General features: G+C 51.3%; 24 protein-coding genes, 2 tRNA genes and 2 pseudogenes. 4 read left to right on the top strand and 24 right to left on the bottom strand.

Annotated elements, in window-relative coordinates:
- Window positions 1-62: 62 nt before the first annotated feature.
- The 12 genes from E5354_RS05000 to E5354_RS04945 all read right to left on the bottom strand — a co-directional run bounded on the left by E5354_RS05000 (window position 63) and on the right by E5354_RS04945 (window position 10,949).
- Window positions 63-135 (bottom strand) — tRNA-Gly (locus E5354_RS05000).
- Between the two features lie 7 nt (window positions 136-142).
- Window positions 143-225: transfer RNA gene (locus E5354_RS04995), tRNA-Tyr, on the bottom strand.
- Window positions 226-251: 26 nt separating this feature from the next.
- A complete protein-coding gene (gene ribH / locus E5354_RS04990) occupies window positions 252-731 on the bottom strand; it encodes a 6,7-dimethyl-8-ribityllumazine synthase (protein WP_135946644.1) in 480 nt (159 codons plus the stop codon).
- 30 nt (window positions 732-761) lie between these two features.
- Window positions 762-1,775: a tetratricopeptide repeat protein gene (locus tag E5354_RS04985; RefSeq protein WP_135946643.1), complete on the bottom strand. Its 1,014-nt coding sequence runs from the start codon at window positions 1,773-1,775 to the stop codon at window positions 762-764.
- Between the two features lie 20 nt (window positions 1,776-1,795).
- Entirely contained in the window at window positions 1,796-2,659 is an 864-nt protein-coding gene (locus E5354_RS04980; RefSeq protein ID WP_135946642.1) for a carbohydrate kinase family protein, read from the bottom strand.
- Window positions 2,660-2,674: 15 nt separating this feature from the next.
- On the bottom strand, window positions 2,675-3,265 hold the full coding sequence (locus E5354_RS04975) for an SIS domain-containing protein (RefSeq protein WP_369698982.1): 591 nt from the start codon (window positions 3,263-3,265) through the stop codon (window positions 2,675-2,677).
- 168 nt (window positions 3,266-3,433) lie between these two features.
- Window positions 3,434-5,032 carry a xylulokinase gene (locus tag E5354_RS04970; RefSeq protein ID WP_135946641.1) on the bottom strand — a complete coding sequence of 533 codons (1,599 nt, stop codon included), beginning with the start codon at window positions 5,030-5,032 and terminating at the stop codon, window positions 3,434-3,436.
- 12 nt (window positions 5,033-5,044) lie between these two features.
- On the bottom strand, window positions 5,045-6,586 hold the full coding sequence (araA, locus tag E5354_RS04965) for an L-arabinose isomerase (RefSeq protein WP_123395480.1): 1,542 nt from the start codon (window positions 6,584-6,586) through the stop codon (window positions 5,045-5,047).
- Window positions 6,587-6,645: 59 nt separating this feature from the next.
- A complete protein-coding gene (locus E5354_RS04960) occupies window positions 6,646-7,338 on the bottom strand; it encodes an L-ribulose-5-phosphate 4-epimerase (RefSeq protein ID WP_135946640.1) in 693 nt (230 codons plus the stop codon).
- A gap of 9 nt (window positions 7,339-7,347) precedes the next feature.
- Complete coding sequence (locus E5354_RS04955) at window positions 7,348-8,025, bottom strand: NUDIX hydrolase (RefSeq protein ID WP_123395478.1); 678 nt, start codon at window positions 8,023-8,025, stop codon at window positions 7,348-7,350.
- 25 nt (window positions 8,026-8,050) lie between these two features.
- Window positions 8,051-9,742 carry a sodium:solute symporter gene (locus tag E5354_RS04950; RefSeq protein ID WP_123395477.1) on the bottom strand — a complete coding sequence of 564 codons (1,692 nt, stop codon included), beginning with the start codon at window positions 9,740-9,742 and terminating at the stop codon, window positions 8,051-8,053.
- 52 nt (window positions 9,743-9,794) lie between these two features.
- Window positions 9,795-10,949: an aldose epimerase family protein gene (locus E5354_RS04945; protein ID WP_123395476.1), complete on the bottom strand. Its 1,155-nt coding sequence runs from the start codon at window positions 10,947-10,949 to the stop codon at window positions 9,795-9,797.
- Window positions 10,950-11,209: 260 nt separating this feature from the next.
- Here E5354_RS04945 and cobU point away from each other — a divergent pair, with 260 nt between their 5' ends.
- Genes cobU through cobC form a run of 4 tightly spaced genes read left to right on the top strand, consistent with a single transcriptional unit; the run spans window position 11,210 to window position 14,038 of the window.
- Window positions 11,210-11,722, top strand: a complete 513-nt coding sequence (gene cobU, locus E5354_RS04940) for a bifunctional adenosylcobinamide kinase/adenosylcobinamide-phosphate guanylyltransferase (RefSeq protein ID WP_135946639.1) — start codon at window positions 11,210-11,212, stop codon at window positions 11,720-11,722.
- Window positions 11,723-11,728: 6 nt separating this feature from the next.
- On the top strand, window positions 11,729-12,763 hold the full coding sequence (cobT, locus tag E5354_RS04935; protein ID WP_135946638.1) for a nicotinate-nucleotide--dimethylbenzimidazole phosphoribosyltransferase: 1,035 nt from the start codon (window positions 11,729-11,731) through the stop codon (window positions 12,761-12,763).
- Window position 12,764: 1 nt separating this feature from the next.
- Window positions 12,765-13,514, top strand: a complete 750-nt coding sequence (gene cobS / locus E5354_RS04930; RefSeq protein WP_135946637.1) for an adenosylcobinamide-GDP ribazoletransferase — start codon at window positions 12,765-12,767, stop codon at window positions 13,512-13,514.
- A complete protein-coding gene (gene cobC, locus E5354_RS04925; protein ID WP_123395472.1) occupies window positions 13,511-14,038 on the top strand; it encodes an alpha-ribazole phosphatase in 528 nt (175 codons plus the stop codon). Before cobS ends, cobC begins: the two co-directional genes overlap by 4 nt.
- A 15-nt stretch (window positions 14,039-14,053) precedes the next feature.
- Here the strand turns inward: cobC and E5354_RS04920 are convergent, their stop codons facing one another.
- From E5354_RS04920 to E5354_RS04865, 12 genes and pseudogenes are all read right to left on the bottom strand, one after another.
- On the bottom strand, window positions 14,054-15,040 hold the full coding sequence (locus E5354_RS04920) for an ABC transporter ATP-binding protein (RefSeq protein WP_123395471.1): 987 nt from the start codon (window positions 15,038-15,040) through the stop codon (window positions 14,054-14,056).
- A gap of 33 nt (window positions 15,041-15,073) precedes the next feature.
- Window positions 15,074-15,397: pseudogene (gene ssb, locus E5354_RS04915) on the bottom strand (single-stranded DNA-binding protein); the annotation flags it as partial.
- A 4-nt stretch (window positions 15,398-15,401) separates the two neighbouring features.
- Window positions 15,402-16,196, bottom strand: coding sequence for a pyrroline-5-carboxylate reductase (gene proC, locus E5354_RS04910; RefSeq protein ID WP_123395469.1), 795 nt, complete (start codon window positions 16,194-16,196; stop codon window positions 15,402-15,404).
- Entirely contained in the window at window positions 16,193-17,332 is a 1,140-nt protein-coding gene (locus E5354_RS04905) for an aspartate aminotransferase family protein (RefSeq protein WP_123395468.1), read from the bottom strand. The genes proC and E5354_RS04905 overlap by 4 nt, the downstream gene beginning before the upstream one ends.
- Window positions 17,333-17,357: 25 nt before the next feature.
- Window positions 17,358-18,329 (bottom strand): N-acetyl-gamma-glutamyl-phosphate reductase, encoded by a 972-nt coding sequence (gene argC, locus E5354_RS04900; RefSeq protein ID WP_123395467.1) that lies wholly within the window; start codon window positions 18,327-18,329, stop codon window positions 17,358-17,360.
- Window positions 18,326-19,543: an argininosuccinate synthase gene (locus E5354_RS04895; protein ID WP_123395466.1), complete on the bottom strand. Its 1,218-nt coding sequence runs from the start codon at window positions 19,541-19,543 to the stop codon at window positions 18,326-18,328. The genes argC and E5354_RS04895 overlap by 4 nt, the downstream gene beginning before the upstream one ends.
- Window positions 19,544-19,596: 53 nt before the next feature.
- Window positions 19,597-20,175: a GNAT family N-acetyltransferase gene (locus tag E5354_RS04890; RefSeq protein WP_123395465.1), complete on the bottom strand. Its 579-nt coding sequence runs from the start codon at window positions 20,173-20,175 to the stop codon at window positions 19,597-19,599.
- Between the two features lie 47 nt (window positions 20,176-20,222).
- A complete protein-coding gene (locus E5354_RS04885) occupies window positions 20,223-20,744 on the bottom strand; it encodes an arginine repressor (RefSeq protein WP_123395464.1) in 522 nt (173 codons plus the stop codon).
- A gap of 175 nt (window positions 20,745-20,919) precedes the next feature.
- The gene (locus tag E5354_RS04880; RefSeq protein WP_135946636.1) at window positions 20,920-21,840 is read right to left on the bottom strand and encodes a hypothetical protein; all 921 of its coding nucleotides are present in this window, start codon (window positions 21,838-21,840) and stop codon (window positions 20,920-20,922) included.
- Between the two features lie 114 nt (window positions 21,841-21,954).
- Complete coding sequence (locus tag E5354_RS04875) at window positions 21,955-22,830, bottom strand: neutral zinc metallopeptidase (RefSeq protein WP_123395462.1); 876 nt, start codon at window positions 22,828-22,830, stop codon at window positions 21,955-21,957.
- 102 nt (window positions 22,831-22,932) lie between these two features.
- Entirely contained in the window at window positions 22,933-25,224 is a 2,292-nt protein-coding gene (locus E5354_RS04870) for an NADP-dependent malic enzyme (RefSeq protein WP_135946635.1), read from the bottom strand.
- A 258-nt stretch (window positions 25,225-25,482) separates the two neighbouring features.
- Window positions 25,483-26,472, bottom strand: a pseudogene (locus E5354_RS04865) (glycoside hydrolase family 43 protein); the annotation flags it as partial.
- Window positions 26,473-26,500 lie beyond the last annotated feature (28 nt).

Raw genomic sequence — 26,500 nt, 5'->3', positions numbered from 1 at the left:
GCAACCGAAGCCGGCCGTCATAAACCAAAAAAGGTCCATCCTCGCCGGACCGACCTTTAATGAGCGGAAGACGAGGCTCAAACTCGCGACCCTCAGCTTGGAAGGCTGATGCTCTATCAACTGAGCTACTTCCGCATTAACGTGGGCGAAGATGGATTCGAACCACCGAAGGCATAAGCCAGCAGATTTACAGTCTGCCCCATTTGGCCACTCTGGTATTCGCCCAAAACACTAAAGCGCCACAAAGGTAATCATAATTCGTTTACCTTGCAAGTAAAATGTATCATTTTTATTGCCGCTTCGGCTGCCTCGGTACCCTTGTTACCGAGCTTTCCACCGGCACGGTCAAGCGCATCCTGCTCATTATCAACCGTCAGGACTCCGAATATAACGGGAGTGTCAAACTCGGCGTTAAGCTTCGTAATGCCCTGAGTGACACTTTGGCACACATAATCAAAATGGGGAGTGCCGCCGCGTATCACGCATCCAAACACTATTATCGCATCGTAGTGGGCGAGCAACTTGGCTGCGCCATAGGTGAGCTCCACGGCTCCGGGCACATGGTAGACATCATACTCTACGTTACGGCTCTCAAGCAGGTCAACCGCCCCCTTGGTGAGAGCTTCGGTTATGTGAGCGTTCCACTCGGCGGTCACGATGGCCACCTTTGATGTTTCGGGGATAGCGGGCAGCGCACTTTCGGGCGCGCTATGCGATAGTGATGTTGACATGTAGTTACTATTTTATTGTTGTTAAATGCGTTATTTCGGGAATGCCTTGTGCCACAGGGCGAGGATGTCAAATTTTCCCGTCGTTTTCTCGTCAAGCAGAGTTTCAATCTCCTTGACATACTTACCCGACTTCATCCTGACGGCCTTCTGCAACAAGGTGTTGAGCAGATGCACTCCCTTCTGGCGTGTAGAGCGGGTGTGCAACAATGCCTCGCTCAACTTAATCGAAAGCTTCAGGTGACGCTCCGAAAATTCGGGACTGAGCTTTGACAGATACTTCAACGCCCGCGAATAGTACTGCACCGCGTCACGATACTTCCCGAGCTGCATGAGCATCTCGCCTTCATTGGCCAGCGACTCGATAAGGCGGTCCATTGCATCATGAATGCCGCTGTTGACCATTTCAAGATAGGTGGAGGTGGCCACCTGGAAGTGGGCCAGCAGGTTGACCTGCTTCACCCTCGAGCGATAGACCGATGTCGATGCGTTAAGAGCCATTATGTGAGCCGAGCCGTAACGGTCGGGGTTCATCTTGGCAAGGCGTTCAAAGACGCGCATCGACTTTTCAAGCGTGCGCTCGGCGGCCTTGTACTCCTTTCTTACTATATGCAGGAAGGAGAGGTCGTAAAGTAACGCTCCCAGCACCTGCAGGAAAGGCTCGTCCTTGCGACGCGGCTCCTGCGAGAGCAGTGTCAGCGTATCGGCGGCGGTCGACAACGCAGCCTCATAGGACTCCGTTGCGACGAACACTGCGGTAAGCACCTGCATCACAGCGGCATGAAGCACCGTGGTGTCGAAGGTTGCGTGACTTCGTTGAATAAGTTCATTGATGTGTCGACCCATCATTATGGCTCGGTCGGCATCGCCTTCGGCAATAAGTTCGGCGGCTCGTCCGCGCACCACATCGTAAGCCACATTAAACGGTGAGTTTTTGAGCTTGTGACGCAACTCGGCGTCACCTTTATTCACAAAAAGCGATTTCAAACGCCCCACCGAGTCATCGGTTACGGTTATGAAGTTGGATTCGAGAGAAGTAGGTCGCATCAATAATGTTTTATGTCAGTTTATGAATTGGAGGCACGTTTCACGCCGCTCTCCACAATTCGCAGCATTGTTTCGGAGTCGATGGCATCCATGTCGGCCGTCATCACGTTGCCGTCAATCAGTCCCTCGATCACTCCGGCAAGAGCGGCAGCGCGCCATTCAAGGCAATTGGCGGCGGGTGCCGATTCAACCGATTGCGTGAGCTGTCGATTGTAGAATCGTATAGCTCCGGCCTTACTGTCGATGTTTATGCAGTTGTTGCAGTAGAAGCTGATGTGATTACGATAGGCTGCCGCATCATCCTCGTTGAATATGGCAGGCATGTCGCCGTCAAATGTAACAACGAGCGACGCCACCTCAAAGTTCTCGAGTATCGAAGGCATGACGCGTGTGATGCGTGGTGCCCTGTCACGCTCAAATCCGGGCATGTAGACAATAACGGCCTTGCGCTCGGCGGCATATTTCACAATGTCAAACAATCGTGTCCTCACCCTCGGATCGAGCGAATAATATCCGCCGAATATCACAATGTCGTCGGGGTCGATGCGCGGCCACACGACATCAAAACTTGAATCGGGATAACGGCCGTAACGCACTGTGTCAAAAGTGCCGTCATCATGCATGAAAAGCATGTTCAAGGGTGTAGTTCCTTCAGTGTAACGGTCGATTGACTTTACGCTTACACCATGTGATTCAAGAAATCCTGAAACGATGTCACCTACACGGTCACGAGCCACTTCGCTTACATAGTCGACCGTAACGCCGTCGGAGCCCATACAGGCCGATGCGTTCAACAGCTCTCCTCCCGGATAGGACTTCACCGGAACTTCCCCTCGAAAAAGCACCTCAAGACAGGATTCGCCTATGGATATTATTTTTCTCATATAATTAACAAGCTCTTAATTTTCCGAACCTCTGGATTTGCGTCCAAGATAACCTCCATGATGGCGCAAGGCATAGTCCTCACGCGTAAACCCGGTTATACGCATTACATTCACCACGAGCACATCGCCTATCACAGTCATCATGGTAGTGGAAGTAGTAGGCGTAAGGCCAAGCGGACACACCTCGGGCGAGGCTCCGGTGGCCAGTGTGACATCGGCCATCGCCGACAATTCGCTGTCGGGATTACCGGTAATGACAATCAACGGCACCTGCGGATAAAGGTTATGGGTAAGATGAACGAGGTCTATGATTTCACATGTCTTGCCCGAATTGGATATCAGCAGCATCACATCATTGGGCTGAAGCACGCCCAAGTCGCCGTGCTGGGCCTCGGAAGGATGCAGATTTACTGCCGGAATGCCTGTGGATGAGAAGGTCGTGGCTATATTCATGGCTATCTGCCCGGCCTTGCCCATTCCCGAAGTGACGAGCTTGCCTCCGCGACGGTAAACATGTTCTACGATAAGTTCAACCGCACGGTCATAGGCATCGCTGACCGGAATATTGGCGATGGCGCGACTCTCACTTTCGAGAATTTTGCGCATTGATTGCTGAATGTCGCTCATAGACATATAGATTTTTATTATTACAAAGGTAATAAATTCCCGATAAATCCCCAATAAATTCAATAGGTGCCTCCAAATAACCGAAGAGCGGCCTCGCGCATGATAGCGGAGCCGCTCTTCTATGATGAGGATTTAACAAGTAATTCGTTACTTCTTGTACTCTACCGCTGCTATTTCAACGCCCAAGCACTGCTTGTAGTTTTCAAGATAGGCGTTGAATCCTTCAACTTCTTCCTTGGTGGGAGTGATGCTTGTGCCGGCATCGCCTGCAAACACATCATGATCAAGGAAGTCGGCAAGGTTGCGCGAGCCGGTGTTGTTTACAAGATAGGAGCCGAGAAGCGCCATACCCCATGCACCGCCTTCGCCGGCAGTTTCCATAACCGAGATGGGTGAATTGAGAGCTGCGGCAAGAATGCGCTGTCCCACGCCCTTGGTCTTGAACAGTCCGCCATGACCGGTGATGCGGTCAACCTTGATTTTCTCCTCGTTGAAGAGGATGTCGTTGCCTATCTTGAGCACACTTACCGCACCGTGGAGGTGAGCGCGCATGAAGTTGGCAAGGTTGAACTTGTCATTGACCGAGCGTACAAAGAGGGGACGACCCTCGGCAAGACCGGTTACAGGCTCGCCCGAGAAGTAGTTGTAGGACACGAGGCCTCCGCAGTCGGTATCGCCCTTGAGAGCGTTGTTGTAGAGGCGGCCGTAGATTTCGTTCATGTCGACGGGAACTCCCATCAGTTCGGTGTACTCCTTGAACAGTCCCACCCAAGCATTAAGGTCGGAAGTACAGTTGTTGCAATGCACCATTGCCACGAGGCTTCCGTCGGGGGTAGTCACCATGTCGATCATCTCGTAAGGCTTGCTGAGATCCTTCTCGAGAACGATCATCGAGAATGACGATGTTCCGGCCGATACATTACCTGTGCGCTGCTTTACAGCGTTGGTGGCAACCATTCCGGTACCGGCGTCACCTTCGGGAGGACACACGGGAACACCGGCATTCAGGTGGCCCGAGATGTCAAGACGCTTGGCACCCTCCTCGGTAAGCGTTCCGTCATTCTCTCCGGCAAGGAGCACCTTGGGAAGAATGTCGATGAGCTTCCAGTCGTAACCCTTGGGGGCAACGAGGTTGTCAAACTTCTCAACCATTGCGGCTGAATAGTTCTTGGTTTCGGGATCGATGGGCAGCATACCCGATGCGTCGCCGATACCGAGCACCTTCTCACCGGTGAGCTGCCAGTGGATGTAACCGGCAAGTGTGGTGAGGAATTTGATGTCCTTTACATGCTCCTCGCCGTTAAGGATGGCCTGATAGAGGTGTGATATGCTCCAGCGCAAGGGGATGTTGTAGACAAATAGTTCCGAGAGTTCAGCCGCAGCTTGTGCGGTGTTGGTGTTGCGCCATGTGCGGAAAGGCACGAGAATTTCCTGATTCTCGTCAAATGCCATGTAACCGTGCATCATAGCGCTGACTCCTATCGCAGCCAATGTTTCGATTTCAGTGTCATACTGCTCCTTGACATTTTCGCGAAGGTCACGGTAGCAATCCTGAACGCCAAACCATATAGCCTCGATGCTATAGGTCCAAAGACCGTCGACAAGCTGGTTTTCCCACTCGTGACTGCCCTGCGCTATGGGACGATTGTTTTCGTCGATAAGGACTGCCTTGATGCGGGTAGAGCCAAACTCTATACCAAGGATGGCCTTACCCGCTTCTATGGTTGCTTTTGCTTCTGCTTTCATTGCGGTCGTTTTTTATACGAGAGCTTTGTTAAGCATGTAGTAGATTTCGTTGAGCTGGAGTTCCTTCTTGAATCCCTGCATGGTGGTGTCCTTGTCGATGCGAACCATCTCGATACCGGCCATTTCGGCATAGTCTTCCCAATATTCGGGAGTTATGTCGTAAGAGAAGCAAGAGTGGTGAGTACCGCCGGCAAGAATCCATGCGCCTGCGCCAACCTCGAAGTTGGGCATCGGAATCCAGAGAGCCGAAGCTACGGGGAGCTTGGGAAGCGGCTTTGACTTGATGCACTCTACATCGTTCACGATGAGGCGGAAGCGGTTGCCCATGTCAACGACAGTGGCAGTGATGCCTGCACCGGGCTTTGAAGTGAACACGAGGCGTGCGGTCTGAGCCTTGCGGATACCGATTCCGAGGAAGTGTACCTCAAGACGAGGACGCTCTTCAGCGATAAGCGGGCAAACCTCAAGCATGTGAGCCTGAAGAATCGAGCTCTCGGCACCGTTGAAGTTGAGGGTATAGTCTTCAAGGAACGAGCAACCGCCGTTAAGACCCTGGCTCATGTACCAGAGTGTGCGGTAAAGAGCAGCCGACTTCCAGTCGCCCTCAGCACCGAAACCGTAACCTTCGGCCATGAGGCGCTGCGATGCAAGACCGGGAATCTGATCGAAACCTACAAACTTGGGATCGTTGATGTCCTGAGTACCGAGGTCGTCGAAGTTGGTAGTGAAGCCCTTTGCACCCTTGGCAGTGAGGATTGAACGAAGAGCGAGCTCAGCCTTTGCAGCATTCCATACCGAGATGTAGCCTTCGGTTCCGGGCTGCTCAAGCTCGGGAGCGTGAGTATAAGAGTTGAAATAAACCTTTACGAGCTCGTCAACCTGAGCGTCGGTCACCTTCTTGTAGTGTTCCATCAGCTCGCTTACGGGGCAGTAGTCAACGTGATAGCCCATGCGGAGCTCAGCGTCAACCTTGTCACCGTCGGTTACGGCTACGTTGTTCATCTGGTCGCCGAATCGCAAGATGAGCATGTCCTGAGCATCGGCCCAAGCAGCTGCAACACGTGACCATACGGCAATCTTCTTCTGGGTTGCCTCGTCCTTCCAGTAACCTACAACAACCTTGCGGCGCAGACGCATGCGAGCGCAGATGTGACCGAATTCACGGTCGCCGTGAGCCGACTGGTTGAGGTTCATGAAGTCCATGTCCATGGTGTCCCAGGGAATTTCGGCATTGTATTGAGTGTGGAGGTGGAGAAGGGGCTTGCGAAGCTGCTGCAATCCGTGAATCCACATCTTGGCAGGTGAGAAGGTGTGCATCCAAGTGATGATGCCGACACACTTTTCATCGTTGTTGGCTGCCTTCATTACAGCCTCAACTTCCTTCGATGAGTTGGCAGTGCCTTTATACACCACCTTTATAGGGAGGTTGCCCGAGTTGTTCAGGCCGTCAACCATTTCTTTGGAATGAGCGTCAACTGCTACTACTGCATCTCCGCCATAGAGTAACTGTGCACCGGTTACCCACCATACTTCTAAGTTTTCAAAAGCTTTCATTGTAATTTAGTTTAGGTATTTGTATTTTGTTGGTTTTATTGTTTGTTTTGGGTTGATTATCAAGCCTTCTTCTGACCGTAGTAGGCATTAGGACCGTGCTTGCGGTTGAAATGCTTCTCGATCAGCAGAGGATTCATTGTCAAGTTGTGATTTACCGAATAGGCTATGCTCGCCATCTTGGCCACCTGCTCCATCACAACGGCGTTATGCACAGCGTCGTGAGGATCCTTGCCCCAGGCAAAGGGACCGTGGTTCTTAACCAGGACACCGGGAGTGTGAACGGGATTCATGCCCTTGAAACGCTCGATTATCACGTTGCCTGTTTCAAGTTCATATTCGCCCTTTACTTCGGCCTCGGTCATGTCGGCAGTGCAGGGAATTGCCTGATGGAAATAATCGGCATGCGTTGTTCCGATGTTCGGGAGGTCGATGCCGGCCTGAGCCCATGCGGTAGCATAGGTTGAATGAGTGTGAACCACGCCTCCTATTTCAGGGAACGCCTTGTACAAGGCAAGGTGAGTGGGAGTATCGGACGAAGGACGAAGGTCGCCTTCAACGACATTACCGTCGAGGTCAACGACTACCATATCCGACACTTTCATGGTGTCATAGTCGACACCGCTGGGCTTAATCACCACGAGGCCGCTTTCACGGTCGATACCCGACACATTGCCCCAGGTGAATATTACTAATCCGTGTTTCACCAGGTCGAGGTTGGCCTGAAACACTTTTTGTTTCAAATCTTCAAGCATATTTTTCTATTAGATTTTAAATTTAGGGTCGCGGCGATAAGCCCTGTCATTGAACTTATAGAGCGACGCACCACGACGCGAGCTTGTCTTGTCGATTTGGTCGGTCTTCTCTATGCAGCAATTTTCGGCTATGCGCTTGCGAAAGTTACGTTTGTCAATATTCTCGCCCAGTATCGTTTCGTAAAGCGACTGGAGCTGAGTAAGCGTAAAAAGCTTGGGCAGCAGATTGAACCCGATGGGCTCATGCGTCAGTTTACGGCGTATGAGCTCACGGGCTTTTTCAATCATGCTCGGATGGTCAAAGCCCAGTTGAGGCATTTCGTGGATGCTGATCCACTGGGCATTGTGTTCCATCACGCGTATACGGTCGTATTCATCGAAATTTATCAATGCATAATATGCCACCGATATTACACGCTCGCCCGGATCGCGGTCGACAGCGCCAAAGGCACCCACCTGTTCCATGTAGACATCGTTGAGTCCGGTCAGCTCAAGGAGCACGCGCTTGGCGGCGTCATCGACGCTCTCGCCTTCCTGCACGAAGCCACCCATAAGCGACCACTTACCCTTTTCAGGCTCAAAGTTACGCTTGGCGAGCAGAATGCTCAACTCGCCCTTGTTGAGCCCGAAAATTACACAGTCGACACCTACAAAGAATTGCGGATTGCTTTTATAGAAATCAGTCATGACAGATCAGCATGAAAATAGATGATTACCAGAAGTACCAGTAGAATGCCACTGTGATACCAAGGATGATGACAGTGTGGATTATATCCCAATGGTTCCAGCTTTCGCGGGTTACAGCACGCTGTTCAGCGGTAGATGTGCCAAATACAAGACCTTTGATCTTTTCAGGTTCGGGAGCCTTGGTGAACAAGCTGACTACAAATACTACGAGCAAGCAGAATACAAGCATCCATCCGCAGAAGAACAACCAGTTAACATCATAGAAGAGGTACTGGAATATGTTGCTTGTATCACCGCCGGGAATTACATCGGCATTGCTGTAGTATATTTTTGCGCAAAGACGGGTTATACCTATCACAAGACCCGCGATAAGACCCCACATACCACCTTGGGCAGTTGCACGCTTCCAGCAGATACCCATAAGGAATACAGCTGCGATACCGGGAGCAAGGACTGACTGTACATCCTGGAGATATAGATACAGCACATCACCTACCGAACGCATAACCGGAATCCAAAGTATACCGAGAGCCACAATTACCACTGTTGCAGCCTGACCGATGCGAACGAGTTTCTTGGGGTCGGTCTTCGGACGGAAACGCTGGTAGAAGTCGATAGTGAAGAGTGCTGCCGATGAGTTGAACAGCGAAGCAAGAGATGACATGAGAGCTGCAAGGATACCGCACACGATAAGACCCTTTACTCCGGCGGGAAGCAACTTGGCCACGAGAGTCGGGAAAGCGGCATCAGAATTGGGATTGCCGTTGGCAAGCATAGGCAAGAAGTCGCCCTGAGTCTGGTGCAACGCAAATGCGATCATACCGGGAATCAAGAACAAGAACACGGGAAGGAGCTTGAGATAAGCGCCGAAGATTGTACCGCGGCGTGACTCTTTTTCATTTTTTCCCGAGAGTACACGCTGAACGATGAACTGGTCGGTACACCAATACCAGAAACCGATAACAGCCGAACCGATCAAGGCTCCGAGCCAAGGATACTGGGGATCGCGGTTGTCGCGGATAAGATTGGACATTGTATCGCCGTATTGGTTAACCTCAACAGCCGAACAGATTTCCATCATCTTGTCCCAGCCTCCAAGTTCACGAAGACCAAGCACAAGAATTATCAGTGAACCGAGCAGCAATATGGGTGTTTGCAGCACCGATGTGTAGAGTACCGATTTCATACCTCCGAATATGGTGTAGAGAGCGGTGATGAGAACAAGGCCGATAGCGGCAATCCAGAAGAAATCTATGCCCCAAAGTGTATCGATACCGAACACCTGCTGGAATACAAGACCGCCGGCATAAACTGTAACGGCAACCTTGGTGAGAACGTAGCTGATAAGAGAAATCAGCGAAAGAATGGTACGTGACTGTGAGTTATAGCGGCGTTCAAGGAACTCAGGCATGGTGATTACCATGCTTCGTGAATAGAACGGTACAAAAACCCAACCGAGAATAAGGATCATCCAACCCTGAATCTCCCAGTGAGCCATAGCCATACCACTGGACGCACCCGAGCCCGCAAGTCCGATAAGATGCTCCGATCCGATGTTTGAAGCGAAGATAGATGCACCGATGGCAATCCAGGTTGCATCCTTACCTCCGAGGAAGTAGTCCTCCGCATTGTTTTGTTTCTGGCGCATCACCCATACTATGATGCCTATGAGGGCTATACAGAATAGTCCTACGACAAGCCAGTCTAATAATGCCATAAAGAGTTACGATTTAAGTTAAGAATATACTGTTTGATTTGTTTGATAGTCATTACTTTTCTACGCCAAACTTGAATACGCAGTGGCTTGAGTAGGTCTGACCGGGTTCAAGCACAACCGAAGGCCATTCTGCCTTGTTGGGGCTGTCGGGATAGTGCTGGGTTTCGAGGCAGATGCCTGAACGCTGCTTGTAAACCTTGCCCTTCTTACCGGTAACCTTTCCGTCAAGGAAGTTGCCTGAATAAACCTGGATTCCGGGCTCGTCGGTGAGTACTTCAAGTGTGATGCCGGTTGTAGGAGCAACGAGCTTTGCAGCTACCTGTGAGTCGTCGCCTGCAGTGTTGAGCACCCAGTTGTGGTCGTAACCGTTACCAAACTTAATCTGGTCGTAATCAGTATTTGCGATGTCCTGACCCACAGCCTTGGGAGTGGTGAAGTCCATAGGAGTTCCCTCTACGGGCACGATTTCGCCTGTGGTCATGTAAGTGCGGTCAACGGGAGTAAATGTGTCGGCGCATACATAGAGGATATTGTCAACAATTGAAGAATCGGGGTCGCCGTTGAGGTTGAAGTAAGAGTGATTGGTCATGTTGATCACAGTCTTCTTGTCGGTGGTAGCCTTGTAATCGATATCGATTGCATTGTCGGCGGTAAGCGTGTAGGTAACGGTAGCTTCTACGTTTCCGGGGAAGTTGTTGTCGCCATCGGGTGAATGCATGGTGAGCACGATTGAGCTGTCGTTAACCGAAGTCACGTCATAAACCTGATACTGCCATCCTGTGGGACCGCCGTGCAGGCAATGACCGAAGTTGTTGCGGGGAAGCTGAACAGTGTCACCGTCGAGAACGATGCGTCCCTGGTTGATGCGGTTGGCGTAACGGCCGATTGCAGCACCGAAGTCGCTTGCATTGTTCTGGGGAAGATAATCGGCGATGCTGTCAAAGCCCAGCACCACGTCATGGAACTTGCCGTCACGGTCGGGAACCATGATCGACACTAAGCGTCCGCCGAAATTGGTAACGCAAACCTCCATGCCATTGTCATTGGTAAGAGTGTAAAGACCGGTTGTCTTTCCGTTGACATCAGTCACGAAGTCATCGGGATTCAAACCTGAAGCTGTTAGTTGTGAATCGGACTGCTTGTTACCACAAGCACTCATAGCCAGAGCTATGCTCACGCATAATGCGGAAGATTTCCAGTAATTCATGATAGCGTTTTTTGATTGTTAAAATGGTTGGTTTTATTTTGGGTGTAAAAATAACACTTATAATCGACATAGCTACTCCTTTTATTTATGTTTTACAACATAAAAGTGTACTTTTTACACTTATTTGCAGTTAATCGGCCTATTTTGGTTATTTTCAACGTGCAAGTTACTCCTTTTAATCCAAAAAAGCAACTTATAGGAGAATTTTGTTGCAAGTAATAAGTAACTTTGCATAAGAATAACCAATCATCACAAAAATCATGTCACGCCGAATAATAATGGTGACCGGAGGACAACGCTCGGGCAAAAGCGAATTTGCCGAGAAAACCGCACGTGACCTTTCAGACAATCCGGTCTATTTAGCCACTTCACAGATTCTCGATGACGAGATGTGCCACAGGGTTGAGATCCACCGTTCACGACGAGGCGATGAGTGGAAAACCGTCGAGGAGCCGCTGCATCTCGGAAGCATCGACATGACCAACCGAGTGGTGCTTGTGGACTGCGTCACGATGTGGGCCTCCAATATGCTTCACATTTGCGAAGGCGACGGCCAAGAAGCCTTGAAACGCATGAAGGAGGAATTTGACCGGTTTACCGCTCACGACGCAACCTACCTTATTGTAACAAATGAAATAGGACTTGGAGGCACGAGTGCCAACAAATTGCAACGCACATTCACTGATCTGCAAGGTTCAATCAACCGTTACATCGCATCATCGGCCGATGATGTTTACATGCTCATTTCCGGAATATCAATGAAAATAAAATAACACGCTATGACATTTGACATAAAGCGCCCCGACGCATCGTTAAAGGAGCCGCTACAGAATCGAATCGACAATCTCACCAAGCCCAAGGGCTCACTCGGCATGCTGGAAGAGCTGGCGTTGAGGATAGGACTGATACAAGGCACTTTGTCACCTGAATTGCGCAATCCCCACAACATCCTGTTTGCAGCCGACCATGGAATCATAGCCGACGGCGTGAGCGTGTCGCCCAAGGAGGTGACATGGCAGCAGCTCGGACACTTTGCCAAAGGGGGCGCGGGCATAAACTTCCTGTGCAATCAGCATGGATTCAAGCTCGTTCTTGTAGATGCAGGCGTTGATTACGACATACCTGCCGGACACGGCATCATCGACATGAAAGTGCGCCGGTCGACCCGCAACTTCCATTACGGGCCGGCAATGACCACCGAGGAGATGGAGCTGTGCCTGCAACGCGGAGCCGAAGTGGTGAGCGATGTTCACGCTTCAGGCTGCAATGTCGTCAGCTTTGGCGAGATGGGCAGCGGCAACACCTCTCCGTCGTCAATGTGGATGCATCTTTTCACCGGAATACCCCTCGCCGACTGCATCGGGGCCGGAGCGGGACTCGATAACGACGGCATACGCCACAAGTATGAGGTGCTCAAGGAGTCGCTCGACAACTATCGTGGCGACGGCAGCGTCACCGACATTATGGCATGGTTTGGCGGATATGAATTGGTAATGGCCGTGGGAGGAATGTTACGTGCGGCCGAACTCGGTATGCTTATAATCGTCGACGGCTTCATCATGACCAACTGCATCCTTGCGGCATCGAAGCTTTATCCCGAAGTGCTCGACTATGCAGTGTTCGGACATCAGGGCGACGAATCGGGACACAAACTCGTGCTGCAGGCTCTCGGAGCGCACCCCATCCTGCACCTCAGCCTGCGTCTTGGCGAGGGCAGCGGAGCGGTGTGCGCCTACCCTATCCTGCAATCGGCCGTAAAGATGATTAACGACATGGACACATTTGCCGATGTGGCCGTGACAAAATACTTCTGACATGAAACGCGTGCTCGCTGCATTCATGTTCTTCACCCGGCTTCCGTTGTGGAGGATGGTCGAAGTGCCGTCACACTATTTCAAGCGTGTCGTGGAGCTGTGGCCTCTCACCGGCTGGCTGACGGGAGGCGTAATGGCGTTGACGATGTGGCTGTCGGCACAGATTCTGCCTGCGACTGTCGCAGCATTGATGGCGATTGCTGCGCGACTTATCCTGACTGGTGCACTTCATGATGACGGACTGGCCGACTTCTGCGACGGATTTGGCGGCGGCACATCACGCGAGCGGATACTCGCAATAATGAAGGACTCGCACATAGGCACCTACGGAGTCATATCACTCATTATATATTATACGCTTTTCGTGACGCTCATCTCGTCACTGCCGTTACATCTCGCGTGCATGACGCTTATCGCAGGCGATGTGTGGAGCAAATTCTGCGCGTCGCAGGTCATCAACCTCCTGCCATACGCGCGAAAAGAGGAGGAGTCAAAGGCCCACACGATATACAACCGCATGTCACCACTGGCATGGTTCATATCTCTGCTCATAGCCCTGCCGTCACTTCTTTTGCTCCCTTATACATATATAATAAGCGCGGCGGCACCCATCATAGCCACCCTACTGCTGGTTCTCATGATGCGACACCGCATCCAAGGCTACACCGGCGACTGCTGCGGAGCCTTGTTCCTCATAAGTGAAATGTCGTTCTATATAAGCGTAACGATAATATTCGGAAGCCTGCGATGAAACTTATAATGGTACGACACACATCGGTCGATGTAACGCCCGGCACATGCTACGGGCAAAGCGATGTAGGACTTCGCGAGTCATTTCCCGTCGAGGCGGCAGCCGTTGCGTCACGCATAGCCCGATACGCTCCCGACCGCGTCTACACAAGTCCGCTGTCACGCTGCGTCAGGCTCGCCGAGCATTGCGGCTACAGCGATGCATTACGTGACGCACGATTGATGGAGATTAATTTCGGAGAATGGGAGATGAAGCGGTTTGACGAGATAACCGATCCGAGAATCAATGAATGGTATGACGACTTTTTCAATGTAAGGGCAACGGGTGGCGAGTCATTTGCCGACCAACAGGCAAGAGTGGCCGACTTTCTCGACGACCTGCGTGAAAGCGGATGTCGATGCGTCATCGTATTCGCCCACGGAGGCACAATACTTCAAGCCATGATGCTGCAAGGCCAAGCTACCAAAGAAAACGCATTTGACATGCAACCTCCCTACGGAGGCGTTATAGAGATGGACATCTGACACAGCGACCGAGTGTCAGCACAGCCGCATCACCTCATTGACTACCTCGGCTATCGTCGCCACCTTGCATCCATTAACCGAATAATCGTCGTCGCCTACTTCGACAACGACATCATCGCTGCTTTCGTCACATCCTACGCCATTGCGCAACAAAGCCTTCCTCACCATGTTGCAACGGGCACCGCATCCTGTCACCTTAACCGAACAGCCGGGCCGGTAGTCGATGTGGAAAACTCCCGCGTCCATGTCAAAACGAATGCCGTCACGTTCAAAGTATCGTGACATTGAGCCGTTAAGCGACAAATCTTCGGGTGAGCCGGTAACGATGCCGAGCTTCTTATCCATAAGCCATATACAGTCGGCTATCTGCAGGGCAAGTTCAAGGTCGTGGGTCGACAGGAAAATAGTTTTGCCACCCGACCTCGACAGTGAGTGCAGCAACCTCATAATCTCAACCTTGCTCGGATAGTCAAGAAATGCCGTAGGCTCGTCAAGGAATATCACGGGAGTCTGCTGTGCGAGAGCCTTGGCTATCATCGCCTTCTGCCGCTCACCGTCGCTGAGCGACTGCACGGCGCGATCACGCAACTCCGCAATGCCTACAAGCGTCATAGCCTCATCGACAACCTCACGGTCATCATCGCCGAGCGTACCCCAAAAGCCGGTATAAGGGCTGCGGCCAAGACCCACAAGCTGAGCCACCGTCATATTGTTGACCCCGATCTTGTCGGTAAGCACCACGCCTATCACCTTGGCCAGTTCTGTTTCGGAATAGGAATCAAGCGAGCGTCCCACAATGGATATGTCGCCACGTAACGGCGTCTGGAAGGCCGACAGCGTGCGCAACAGCGTAGACTTTCCGGCTCCGTTGGGACCAAGCAGGCAAGTCAGCTCGCCTGAGTGCAATTCCGCACTGAAAGGGCCCGACACAACCGTGTCATGTCCTTGGCCACGATAGCCCGTGACCAGTTGCGACACCACTACAGCGACATCCGGTTTCATATCATCTATTATCCTTTATTGAGCCGAAGGGCGGGAAAGAATATCGAAATTATCGACATATATCTCCGTTACCGAGCGTTTTATGGTATTGCGGTCCTCCCACACACGAGTGCGCAACCGCCCCTCGATATAAAGCTTGGTACCCTTGCGTATATATTTCTCGGCGGTTTCGGCGGCACGGTCCCACATGACGATGCGGTGCCACTCGGTACGTTCGGGAATCTGCACTCCCGCAGCGTTAGTATATGCCCGCTCGGTAGTCGCAAGCGTAAACGAAGCCACGGGACGAGTTTCGATATATCGTATCTCGGGGTCCTGTCCTACGTTACCTATCAATATGACCTTATTGACCGACATACAGTTATCCGTTGGATGATGCCTTCAGTCCCTCGATTACCGCAGTAGTGAAGCCGTGGGCCTCCATGGCGTTAAGACCCTTGATGGTTATGCCGCCGGGGGTCGTGACCTTGTCGATCTCCACCTCCGGGTTGTTGCCTGTAGCCTCAAGCAGCTCCACGGCACCGCGCAATGTGGCAAGGACATACTCCTTGGCCTTATGCGGATATATACCAAGCTCGACACCTCCCTCGGTAGCCGCTCTTACGTAACGCATTGCATAAGCGATGCCGCATGAACACAGCGCAGTAGCGGCACCCATGAGCCGCTCATCAATCACGGCGGCCGTACCGAGTGCATCAAATATCGACTTAACCATGTCGACCTGCTGCGGAGTAGCATTGTCGCTGCACAGGAATGTCATGCTGCTTCCCACGAGCATGGCCGTATTGGGAATAGCCCTGAACAGGGTGCGTGACGAAGAGTAGCGGTGCAACATGGCATCGATATCGCTCAGCGACACTCCGGCAGCAAGCGACACGATAATCTGCTCGCGAAATGCCACACGCGGGGCTATTTCATCAAGCACCTTACCTATGAGCCACGGCTTTACGGCAAGTATAATGACATCAGCTCCCTGCACTACAGTGCTGTTGTCGGTCGACACCTGCAGTCCGGGGCAATCGGCTGAAAGCGCGTCAAGCGTTACATTGCGAGGCGAGCTCACGGCAATGTCGGAGGCAGGCATAAAGCCGCTTCTTACGAGGCCACGCGCAATGGAGCCTCCCATGTTTCCGCCACCTATTATTCCTATCTTCATAGCTTACCGTTGGCTGCGAGGGCACGCTTGAAGCGCACTATAAATTCATCGGCCTCGGCTTTGGTGAGGCACAAGGGAGGAAGCAGACGGATTATATTGGTCGAGGCAGCACCTGTAAACACGTGCTCTACCTCGATGAGATGCTTGCGCAGATCCTTTACGGGATAGTCCATCTCGATTCCTATCATAAGGCCCCGTCCGCGCACTTCCTTTATTCCGGGAATCTCCTTAAGACAATCAAGCAGATATTGACCTACCTTAGCCGAGTTATCAACCAGATTTTCATTCTCAAACACCTCAAGGACTGCTATTGCCGTGGCGCATGCGAGATGATTTCCGCCGAAGGTAGTTCCAAGCTGTCCGTAAGCGGGCACAAACTCAGGGCTGATAATGACCCCGCCCATGGGGAAACCGTTGGCTATGCCCTTGGCTACAGTGATTATGTCGGGGCGTATTCCCGAATACTGATGGGCAAAGAAACGACCCGTGCGACCATATCCCGACTGAATTTCATCGAGAATAAGCACAGCTCCGTAACGGTCACACTCCTCGCGAAGCACGCGCAGGAAGTCATCGTCGGGGATGCGGATTCCGCCCACACCCTGAATACCCTCGATTATAACGGCACAGACATCGCCCTTGGCAAGCTCGCGACACACTGCGTCGATATCATTCAACGGAAGGAATGTCACATGACCGTTGTCGTTGATCGGTGCCACAATCTTGGGATTGTCGGTAACCTCAACCGCTGCCGAAGTGCGGCCGTGGAACGACTTGCCGAATGCGATGACACGCGACTTTCCGGTGTGGAACGAAGCGAGTTTAAGGGCATTCTCGTTGGCCTCGGCGCCCGAGTTGACAAGAAACAGCTGGTAGTCCTCGTAGCCCGACACCTTGCCAAGCTTCTCGGCCAGGCGGGCCTGTAGCGGATTTATAACCGAATTGGAGTAGAACATCAGCTTTGAAGCTTGCTCGTCGATGGCCTTGACCACGACAGGATGACAGTGACCCACCGATATAACGGCATGTCCGCCGTAAAAGTCAAGGTACTCACAGTCGTTATTGTCGTAGACATGACATCCGCGTCCAGCCACTATTTCTATATCGAATAAGGGATATACATCAAAAAGTTTCATTTTTTCATTCAGTGTTATTGGTGAATCAGAATGCCGACGGCTTCAACTGAAGGCCTACACGCTCATGAAGGCCAAACAACAGGTTCATGTTGTGTACGGCCTGGCCCGAAGCACCCTTGACAAGATTGTCGATCACCGATGTGATGAGCAACTTGCCGTCGACCTTCTCAAGATGCAGGATGCACTTGTTGGTATTGACAACATCCTTCAGGTCGGGAGCCTTGTCGGTTATGAAAGTAAAGTTGTGGTCGGAATAGTAATCCTCATAGAGTGCGCGCACCTGCTCGATGTCAATCGGACAGTCGAGGTACACAATTGCCATTATGCCTCGTGCAAAGCAACCGCGCACCGGAATAAAATTAATCTCGGACTTGAAGCTCGACTGCAACTGGCTCAGCGACTGGCGTATCTCGGCAAGATGCTGATGCTTGAACGGCTTGTAGATCGACACATTGTTGTTGCGCCATGAGAAGTGGCTTGTGGCCGATGGCTTCACGCCGGCTCCGGTGCTCCCTGTTATAGCGGTGATGTGTATGTCGCTGTTCAGCAACAGATTCTTGGCAAGCGGCAGCAAGGCGAGCTGAATAGCCGTGGCAAAACAACCGGGATTGGCCACGTGACGGGCTCCGCGCACAATGCGCTTGCGGTTGAGTTCGGGCAATCCGTAGACAAAGTCATGAGTGCCGTCCTCTATACGGTAATCGGTCGACAGGTCCACCACCTTAAGCGACTCGGGCAGTTCATGCGCATCCATGAACTTGCGGGTTTCGCCATGGGGAGTACAACAGAAAAGCACATCTATTTTATCTAGCGGAGTATCGGAGATGAACCTTAGATCCATCTCTCCGATAAGTCCCTGATGCACATCGGTCACAAGATTTCCGGCGTTACTTGAGCTGTTGACCCACTCTATCTCCACATCGGGATGATTTACAAGCAGTCGAAGCAGTTCACCGGCGGTATAACCTGCGCCTCCTATGATTCCGGCCTTTATCATACTTCACGAGTTTTATTGTTACGCTCCTGAATCGAGTAATATATCTTCATCTGGTTGCCGAGGATGCGGGTAAAACCCTTTACATCGTCGGCTGTCCAGCCCTTGCTTATTTCGCCGTATTCGCCAAATGAGGTCTTCATCAGGTCGAAGTCGCTCTCAACTCCCACAAGGATAAAGCGATAGGGCTTCAAGTCGATGATGACGCGTCCGGTAACATTGCGCTGCGATGACTCAAGGAACTTCTCGATGTCACGCATCACGGGTTCAAGATACTGAGCCTCATGCAGGAACATGCCGTACCATGTGCCGAGCTGATCTTTCCAGTACTGCTGCCACTTGGTGAGAGTGTGCTTTTCAAGCATCTTGTGAGCGCCAAGGATGACCATAGGAGCACCGGCCTCAAATCCAACGCGGCCCTTTATGCCGATGATAGTATCGCCGATGTGCATGTCACGGCCGAGAGCATAAGGTGCGACAATCTCCTCGATGTGCTGAATTGCCTTTACCTTATCGGCAAACGGCACTCCGTTCACGGCAGCGATTTCGCCTTTGTCGAAGTCGATAGTGAGTCGGCTGTCGGCGGTTGCAGTCATCTGCGTGGGATAGGCCTCCTCGGGAAGTGTTTCATTGCTGTGGAGGGTTTCCTTTCCACCTACCGATGTTCCCCACAGTCCCTTGTTGATGGAGTATTCAAGCTTCTTGAAGTCGGCTACATAGCCATGCTTCTTAAGATACTCTATCTCATACTCGCGGGTGAGGTTCATGTCACGCGTGGGAGTGATGATTTCGATTTCAGGAGCGAGAATCTGGAAGGTAAGGTCAAAGCGCACCTGATCGTTACCTGCGCTTGTGCTTCCGTGGGCCACATAGTGAGCGCCTATCTTCTTTGCATACTCGATGATGGCGATAGCCTGGAATATACGTTCCGAGCTAACCGATATGGGATAGGTACCGTTACGAAGAACGTTACCGAATATCATGTACTTTATGCTCTTTTCGTAGTACTCCTGAGTGATGTCAAGTGTGGCATGGGCCTTGGCTCCGAGAGCAAGCGCACGCTCCTCTATCGACTTGAGCTCCTCGGGCGAGAAGCCGCCGGTGTTGGCAATGGCGGTGTACACCTCGTATCCGCAATCCTCGCTAAGATACTTAACCGCAAATGATGTGTCAAGGCCGCCGCTGAAGGCGAGTACTACTTTCTTATTATTTTCCATAATTGTAAATTTCAGATGTTTAATTAATAACTATTTAAAACTGTGATTACGGGTCACTCGCCCTCGACATTGTCGTTACGATGATACTGTGTTTCCTTTGGGTCATACAACAGTCCGGTACACAAACACTTGTGTCCTCCGTTACGCTGCAATATGTCGAAATTGACGCAACTTTCACATCCGCGCCAGAAAGCCGGATCGGTGGTGAGCTGGTCAAATGTAACAGGTCGATAGCCCAATTCAAAATTCATTTTCATAACTGCGGCTCCCGTAGTGAGAGAAAATATCTTGGCATCGGGGAACATCTCTCGCGAAAGCCTGAAGATTCGTCGCTTGATGCGTGTAGCTAAACCTATTCCGCGGTATTTATCGGCAACAATCAATCCGGAATTAGCAACAAACTCCTTGTTGCTCCAGCACTCAATGTAGCTGAATCCCGCAAACTCGCCTTCGCACAAAGCAACCACAGCCTTGCGTTCAAGCATCTTTTGCTTCACGTATTCGGGAGAGCGTTTCGCGATACCGGTGCCGCGCACCTTGGCAGCGCGATTGATAGTGTCAAGAATCTCGTCGACATACTTGATGTGCTCCTCCGAAGCAACGACTACTTCAATCTTAGATGGGTCTACCATTTCTTGCTTTAAGTATTGCTATATTTATTAATTAATAATTAGGATAATCATAAAAACTGATCGCGTGCCGCATCAATCACATCATCGGGAAGGAATCCTCGGAAATATTCAAAAATTTCACCCCTGTCAGTGCCCTCGACAACTATCGCTATGACGGTGTCGGCCGCACCCGGTATCGTACCGAGTATAAACGGCGCGGCAAGTTGGTCGATGTCATAAGCGAGGCCGCTGGCATAGCCTGTGCGTGTCTTCAGCACCACAATATTGCCGGAAATCGCCATGGACATTACTGCCTGATGCGTTCCCGACTGGACCGTAGATGGAATGTTTTCGGTAATATCGTCTACATTGGCATGTCCCGATGCCGACGGAACCACATAACGATAACCGCCAAGATCGGTTGCAACCTTTATTGTGCGCAATGACTTCAAATCGCGTGACAACGTGGCCTGCGTGACCATGAATCCGCGAAGAGCCAGCATCTGCAGCAATTCATCCTGACTGCCTATGCTGTTACTTGAAAGCAACTCAAGTATAGCCTGTAAACGATTTTTCCTCTTATTCATCATCCACTACAGTAAAATGATTTATACCAAGTGTGCAAATTTACCAACAAAAATACATATAATCGCTATATTTTGCAGCTAAACTGCAATTAAATGCCAACATTTTATGACAAAAGACCTCGAAAAGCCTTTTTGAAGCTTTTCGAGGCAAAAATCGACAATATTTAATTAACAAAAGTTAGAGTCCGAAGGTGAGTGTGGTGAAGTATCGCAGATCCCCTCCCAATGAATATTGGGAGCGATAGTCGATAGTCACATAACCTCGGTTGGGAGCAAACCAAGTGGCCGACAATACGCCTCCTGTCCTAACAATGTTGATAGGCGGGCCGTAGGTGCGGTTAAACCTTGTGTACAATGAATTGTAACGCATGGGGTCAGGGTAGCTTGTCGAATAGAGGAACTCCGAGCGGGCAAGCCCTCCTGCTCCGTAATAGAGTGTGGCATCGGGCCAATAATATGACATTTCGTTGACATCGCGAAGATATACGGCATCGTTACCATAACCGTCGATTGTATAACCGCGATTGATCAGATAGTCGAGCGACATATTGATTGCCGTTCCAAAAGTAATGCCGAGGATTGAGGCGATTACGGGAGCAGCGGGACGAGGACGCCATGACGGAGGCGGAACGGGACGCGACCACGGACGCATAGGCGGGCGATGGGGACGATGAGGCGGTACAATCACAGTAGGACGGTGAGGACGATTGGGGCGATAATCGCCACCGGGACGATGGGGACGACCGGGATTATATCCTCCATGACCGGGACGGCCGGGATTGTGACCGTTATTGCCGGGACGGTGGCCGTTATTGTTGTTGCCGGGACGACCGGGGTTATTGTTACCCGGGCGATGACCGTTGCTGCCGCCGTTATTGCCGGGGCGATGGCCGTTGTTGCCGGGGCGATGGCCGTTATTGTTATTACCGGGACGGCCGGAACTGTTACTCGGGCGGCCGGAATTATTCGGTCGCGAGTTCTGTGTGCTGTGTGATCTTTCGTTACGATTGCCTGTTGTCCTCGATTGAGCTTCAATCGGGGGCACCATCATAGCTATACTAACCAAGGCAATGACAAAAATGCGAATTAATCTTTTCATGACTTATAATCTTTTACTGGATTAGATACAAATATGCCATAAACGTTTAAATCGAGCGAGAAAATATGGTTATTTTTATTCAAAAGAAGAACTTTTGACCAAATTAATCACCAATTAAAGCGAATTATAAGACATACTGAACGTATCGCCTTGACGAAGGTCGCCTGTAGTCAATCCGCGTTTCAGCCATCGCATGCGTTGATCGGAACGGCCGTGATTGAAGGCATCGGGCACTACATAGCCCTGCGCCTGTTTCTGAAGATAATCGTCACCGATCTTAGAGGCGGCGTTTATAGCCTCCTCAAGGTCACCCTCTTCAAGCGACTGGAAAAGGCGATTGTCATGATAGCCCCACACTCCGGCAAGGAAATCGGCCTGCAGCTCAATGCGCACGCTCACCTTGTTGGCGTCGGACTGGCTCATCTGCGACATCTGGGAGTGAGCATCGTCGAGCACTCCGAGCAGGTGCTGCACATGGTGTCCCACTTCGTGGGCAATCACATAGGCATAGGCAAAGTCGCCTCCCGCACCCATTGACTGTCGCATCTGCTCAAAGAATGAAAGGTCGATGTAAAGTTTCTCGTCGGCCGAGCAATAGAACGGGCCCGTAGATGCCGATGCATTACCGCATCCGCTCTGCACGGATCCCGTGAAGAGAACAAGAGTAGGCGGACGATAGGTCTTTCCCATCTTGCGGAACTCCTCGGTCCACACATCCTCGGTAGCGGCAAGAATCTGCCGCGAGAATGTAGCCATCTCCTCCTCTTGGGCCGAAGGCGTGTAGGATGCAGTAGCCTCCTGGCCGCCCATCATGCCGGAACTTCCGGTGAGCACTTCGAGCGGATTACCGCCCATGATCCATGTAAGGATTCCTACTATCACAATGGCTCCGATGCTCATGCCACCGGCTTTCATCGGAATACCTCCGATCCTGCGTTGTCCGCGCCTGTCGTCAACGTTGTTGCTTTCGCGTCGTCCGTTAAGTCGCATATTGCAATTGTTTTTCTGAATATAACAAACAAAGTGGGCACAGATGTTTTTACAAATCGTCTGTACCCACTTATTTTTGAGACCTTTTAATTATAGCGATAATTATTTGTCATGGTCGTTGCCTATCTTCTCAAGTACGGCGGCATCAAGTACGGCCACAGTAGCGAGGTTGACAATGTCACGCACCGGCGAATCGACATTGATGAAGTGGATAGGCTTGTTAAGACCCATCTGGATGGGACCGATGGCTTCGGCAAGACCCATCTCAAGCATCATCTTATAGGCAGTGTTGGCTGCGCTGAGATTGGGGAATATGAGAGTGTTGACATCCTTTCCGTTCAAGCGGCTGAACGGGAAATTGGAGTCACGCACTTTCTTGTTGATGGCGTAGTGCACCTGCATTTCTCCGTCGATAGGCAACTCGGGATAGAGTTTGTGCATCTTTTCGACAACGTTATGCACAAGTCGCGGCTCGACCTCCTTGTTGGAACCGAAATTGGAATATGACACCATGGCCATTACCGGCTCATGAGCGAAATACTCAACAGAATTACGTGCAAGACGGGTGATGTCGAGCAACGTTTCTTCGTCCATTTCGTGATTTATCATCGTGTCGGCAAGGAAGAACACACCACGCTTGGTGTTGAGGATGTGCATTGTAGCAAAATGGTTGTAAGTGGGGCGTATGCCTACAACCTCACGCGCTATTTCGGCGGGAGTGTGACTTCCCGAATAGGTTCCGGCGATAAATGCATCGGCTTCGCCTGTTTCAACCATCATCATACCGAAGTAGTTGCGGTCAAACATCATCTCAAGGGCTTCGGGATAGGTCATTCCGTCACGCTGACGCTTTTCGGCGAGATTCATAGCGTAACGGGCACGGCGGTCGGCCTCACGGTCGTGACGCAGATTCACGATCTCGAGTCCGGTGATGTCGACACCGAGTCGGGCGGCACGCTTTTGAATCATCTCCTCGTTACCAAGCAGGATAGGTATGCAGATACCGTCCTGGTAAGCGTTTACGGCAGCGCGAAGCATGTTGTCGGTATTGGCCTCGGCAAATACGACACGCTTGGGATTGCGCTGAGCCTCCTCGGTGAAGCGACGCATGAGCTTGTTGTCGTAGCCCATGAGCTGACGGAGCTTGTCGTTATAGGCATCCCAGTCGGTGATGGGACGACGAGCCACGCCCGACTCCATGGCACCGCGTGCAACAGCGGGAGCCACAGTTGTGATGAGTCGCGGATCAAGGGGTTTGGGAAGTATATATTCGCGTCCGAAACGCAGATTTGACATCTCGTATGCGGCATTTACCACCGAAGGTACGGGCTCTTTGGCAAGGGCGGCGATGGCCTTTACGGCAGCGAGCTTCATCGTTTCGTTGATTACGGTAGCGCCCGAGTCGAGAGCGCCGCGGAATATGTAGGGGAATCCGAGCACATTGTTTATCTGGTTAGGATAGTCGGAACGGCCTGTAGCGAATATCAGGTCGGGACGCGACTCCATTGCCACATCATAGGCAATCTCGGGATCGGGATTGGCAAGGGCAAACACAATGGGCCTGTCGTTCATCGACTTGAGCATCTCGGGTGTCACCACATCCTTTACCGAAAGGCCGAGGAACACATCGGCGCCCTTCATTGCATCCTCAAGAGTGTCGATGTCACGGTCGGTGGCAAATTCGAGCTTCTGAGCGTTCAATCCGGTGCGCTTGCGGTTGATTACTCCCTTGGAGTCGCACATCACGACATTTTCGGGACGCACGCCGAGCGCGATATAGAGGCGCGTACAGCTCACTGCGGCGGCACCGGCTCCGTTTACGACAAGCTTGATGTCGCTTATGTTCTTTTGCTGTATCTCAAGGGCGTTGATCAATCCGGCCGCCGAGATGATCGCCGTGCCGTGCTGGTCGTCGTGCATCACGGGGATGTCACACTCCTCACGGAGGCGACGCTCTATCTCAAAACATTCGGGAGCCTTTATATCCTCAAGGTTGATGCCGCCGAATGTGGGCGACAGAGCCTTGACAATCTGTATGAATTTTTCGGGGTCCTTCTCATTTACCTCAATGTCAAAACAGTCAAGTCCGGCAAAAATCTTAAACAGCAACGCCTTACCTTCCATTACGGGTTTTCCGGCAAGAGCGCCTATGTCGCCAAGCCCGAGTACGGCTGTTCCATTGGAAATCACCGCCACAAGATTGCCCTTGCTCGTGTACTCATAGGCATCCTGGGGATTTTGTTCAATTTCAAGGCAGGGATAAGCTACGCCCGGCGAATAAGCCAATGCGAGATCCTGCTGTGATGAATAAGGCACCGTGGGCACTACTTCGATTTTGCCCGGCTTGCCCTCGCGGTGATACTCGAGGGCCATTTCTTTGGTTACTTTTGACATATTATTTTATTCTTGACAACAAATAAACGTTATATACCTTACATATTGTTTAACCTTTGCTGCTAATTCAGCAAATTATTTTGCAAAAGTACTAAATAAAATTATTTATCTTAACAAAATGCCCGATAAAATATGCCTATTGTTAACAAAAGACACGAGAGCCGCAACGATTTCCAATATTCGCTGCGGCTCTCGCCTGCTATTTATTATATGAACACCCGACATTCCGGGCACATCACATTATTTCTTCTTAAGAGCTTCGGGCATCCCCCAACGTGATGTCACGGCATCAAACTCGGCCTTGGTGATGGGAATTACCGTACCGTGACGCGGGTGGAAGTCCATAGTCACGGGGCAATCAACCTTCTTGAAGTTGGTAAGGTCGGTTGTTTCGGTAAAGTCATAACGGCCGTTGGTGTAGACATCATACATTAATATATATTTGTCCTCCCCTATAAGCTTGAATGTTCCGGCACCCTCAACGGCATCGGTTGTCTGCTGCTTATAGTCGGGCTGCTCGGTCCACTTTCCCGAAGTAAGATTGTCGGTTGTGGCAACCTTGATGCCGTTGCCGTGACCTTCGGTCTTGTAGAAAAGGTGGTACACACCGTCCTTGTAAACAATGTCGCCGTCGATACACGACTTCTTGTCGGCGGGCAGGAAGAAAGGCTTCGGCTCGCCCTCGAAGTCGGTGAAATCATCGTTGGCATAGGCGTAGTATATAACATCGGGACCGTCGCCGTATTTCATCGACCAGTAAACGAGATACTTTCCGGCCTTGTCGTCATAGATTGTTTGAGGCGCCCACACTCGCTTAAGCTTTTCCTGGTTGTCATAACGCTTCTGCATATTCACTACCGAGCTCTTCCAATTTATAAGGTCGTCACTCTTCAACAGCACCATGGCGCGGTTGGAGTCCCAGCCGTTGCCCGAAACCATGTCGGTAAGAACCATGTAGAATGTTTTTCCGTCGGCACCGCGCAGAATGTGGGGATCGCGCACGCCGCCTGTAGAGCTGATGACCTTTGAGTCGAGCACAGGCTTATTGTCGTTAAGGGCATAGTAGTTATAGCCGTCGAGGCTTATGCCGTAGCACACGGCCTCCTGCTTTATGTGATTGCCCGTAAAGTAGGTGAACAGATAGGCCACATAGTCCTTTTCATCGGGAGCTGCCGATGATGCGGTGGCGTTGAAAGCAAGCCCGGAGGCCAAAATTGCAGTGATGAGAGATTTACGAATGATGTTCATGGAAGCAAGAATCGGATATTCGGTTAAT

The sequence above is a fragment of the Muribaculum sp. NM65_B17 genome (assembly GCF_004793735.1).
Classification (GTDB): Bacteria; Bacteroidota; Bacteroidia; order Bacteroidales; family Muribaculaceae; genus Muribaculum; species Muribaculum gordoncarteri.
Note: the sequence above shows the minus strand (reverse complement) of the source record. Positions and strands in the feature narration are given on the sequence as shown.

Excerpts from the sequence above, each read along its gene's own strand:
- ribH (WP_135946644.1), bottom strand. The coding sequence starts at position 731 with ATGTCAACATCACTATCGCATAGCGCGCCCGAAAGTGCGCTGCCCGCT.
- E5354_RS04985 (WP_135946643.1), bottom strand. The coding sequence starts at position 1,775 with ATGCGACCTACTTCTCTCGAATCCAACTTCATAACCGTAACCGATGAC.
- E5354_RS04980 (WP_135946642.1), bottom strand. The coding sequence starts at position 2,659 with ATGAGAAAAATAATATCCATAGGCGAATCCTGTCTTGAGGTGCTTTTT.
- E5354_RS04975 (WP_369698982.1), bottom strand. The coding sequence starts at position 3,265 with ATGCGCAAAATTCTCGAAAGTGAGAGTCGCGCCATCGCCAATATTCCG.
- E5354_RS04970 (WP_135946641.1), bottom strand. The coding sequence starts at position 5,032 with ATGAAAGCAGAAGCAAAAGCAACCATAGAAGCGGGTAAGGCCATCCTT.
- araA (WP_123395480.1), bottom strand. The coding sequence starts at position 6,586 with ATGAAAGCTTTTGAAAACTTAGAAGTATGGTGGGTAACCGGTGCACAG.
- E5354_RS04960 (WP_135946640.1), bottom strand. The coding sequence starts at position 7,338 with ATGCTTGAAGATTTGAAACAAAAAGTGTTTCAGGCCAACCTCGACCTG.
- E5354_RS04955 (WP_123395478.1), bottom strand. The coding sequence starts at position 8,025 with ATGACTGATTTCTATAAAAGCAATCCGCAATTCTTTGTAGGTGTCGAC.
- E5354_RS04950 (WP_123395477.1), bottom strand. The coding sequence starts at position 9,742 with ATGGCATTATTAGACTGGCTTGTCGTAGGACTATTCTGTATAGCCCTC.
- E5354_RS04945 (WP_123395476.1), bottom strand. The coding sequence starts at position 10,949 with ATGAATTACTGGAAATCTTCCGCATTATGCGTGAGCATAGCTCTGGCT.
- cobU (WP_135946639.1), top strand. The coding sequence starts at position 11,210 with ATGTCACGCCGAATAATAATGGTGACCGGAGGACAACGCTCGGGCAAA.
- cobT (WP_135946638.1), top strand. The coding sequence starts at position 11,729 with ATGACATTTGACATAAAGCGCCCCGACGCATCGTTAAAGGAGCCGCTA.
- cobS (WP_135946637.1), top strand. The coding sequence starts at position 12,765 with ATGAAACGCGTGCTCGCTGCATTCATGTTCTTCACCCGGCTTCCGTTG.
- cobC (WP_123395472.1), top strand. The coding sequence starts at position 13,511 with ATGAAACTTATAATGGTACGACACACATCGGTCGATGTAACGCCCGGC.
- E5354_RS04920 (WP_123395471.1), bottom strand. The coding sequence starts at position 15,040 with ATGAAACCGGATGTCGCTGTAGTGGTGTCGCAACTGGTCACGGGCTAT.
- proC (WP_123395469.1), bottom strand. The coding sequence starts at position 16,196 with ATGAAGATAGGAATAATAGGTGGCGGAAACATGGGAGGCTCCATTGCG.
- E5354_RS04905 (WP_123395468.1), bottom strand. The coding sequence starts at position 17,332 with ATGAAACTTTTTGATGTATATCCCTTATTCGATATAGAAATAGTGGCT.
- argC (WP_123395467.1), bottom strand. The coding sequence starts at position 18,329 with ATGATAAAGGCCGGAATCATAGGAGGCGCAGGTTATACCGCCGGTGAA.
- E5354_RS04895 (WP_123395466.1), bottom strand. The coding sequence starts at position 19,543 with ATGGAAAATAATAAGAAAGTAGTACTCGCCTTCAGCGGCGGCCTTGAC.
- E5354_RS04890 (WP_123395465.1), bottom strand. The coding sequence starts at position 20,175 with ATGGTAGACCCATCTAAGATTGAAGTAGTCGTTGCTTCGGAGGAGCAC.
- E5354_RS04885 (WP_123395464.1), bottom strand. The coding sequence starts at position 20,744 with ATGATGAATAAGAGGAAAAATCGTTTACAGGCTATACTTGAGTTGCTT.
- E5354_RS04880 (WP_135946636.1), bottom strand. The coding sequence starts at position 21,840 with ATGAAAAGATTAATTCGCATTTTTGTCATTGCCTTGGTTAGTATAGCT.
- E5354_RS04875 (WP_123395462.1), bottom strand. The coding sequence starts at position 22,830 with ATGCGACTTAACGGACGACGCGAAAGCAACAACGTTGACGACAGGCGC.
- E5354_RS04870 (WP_135946635.1), bottom strand. The coding sequence starts at position 25,224 with ATGTCAAAAGTAACCAAAGAAATGGCCCTCGAGTATCACCGCGAGGGC.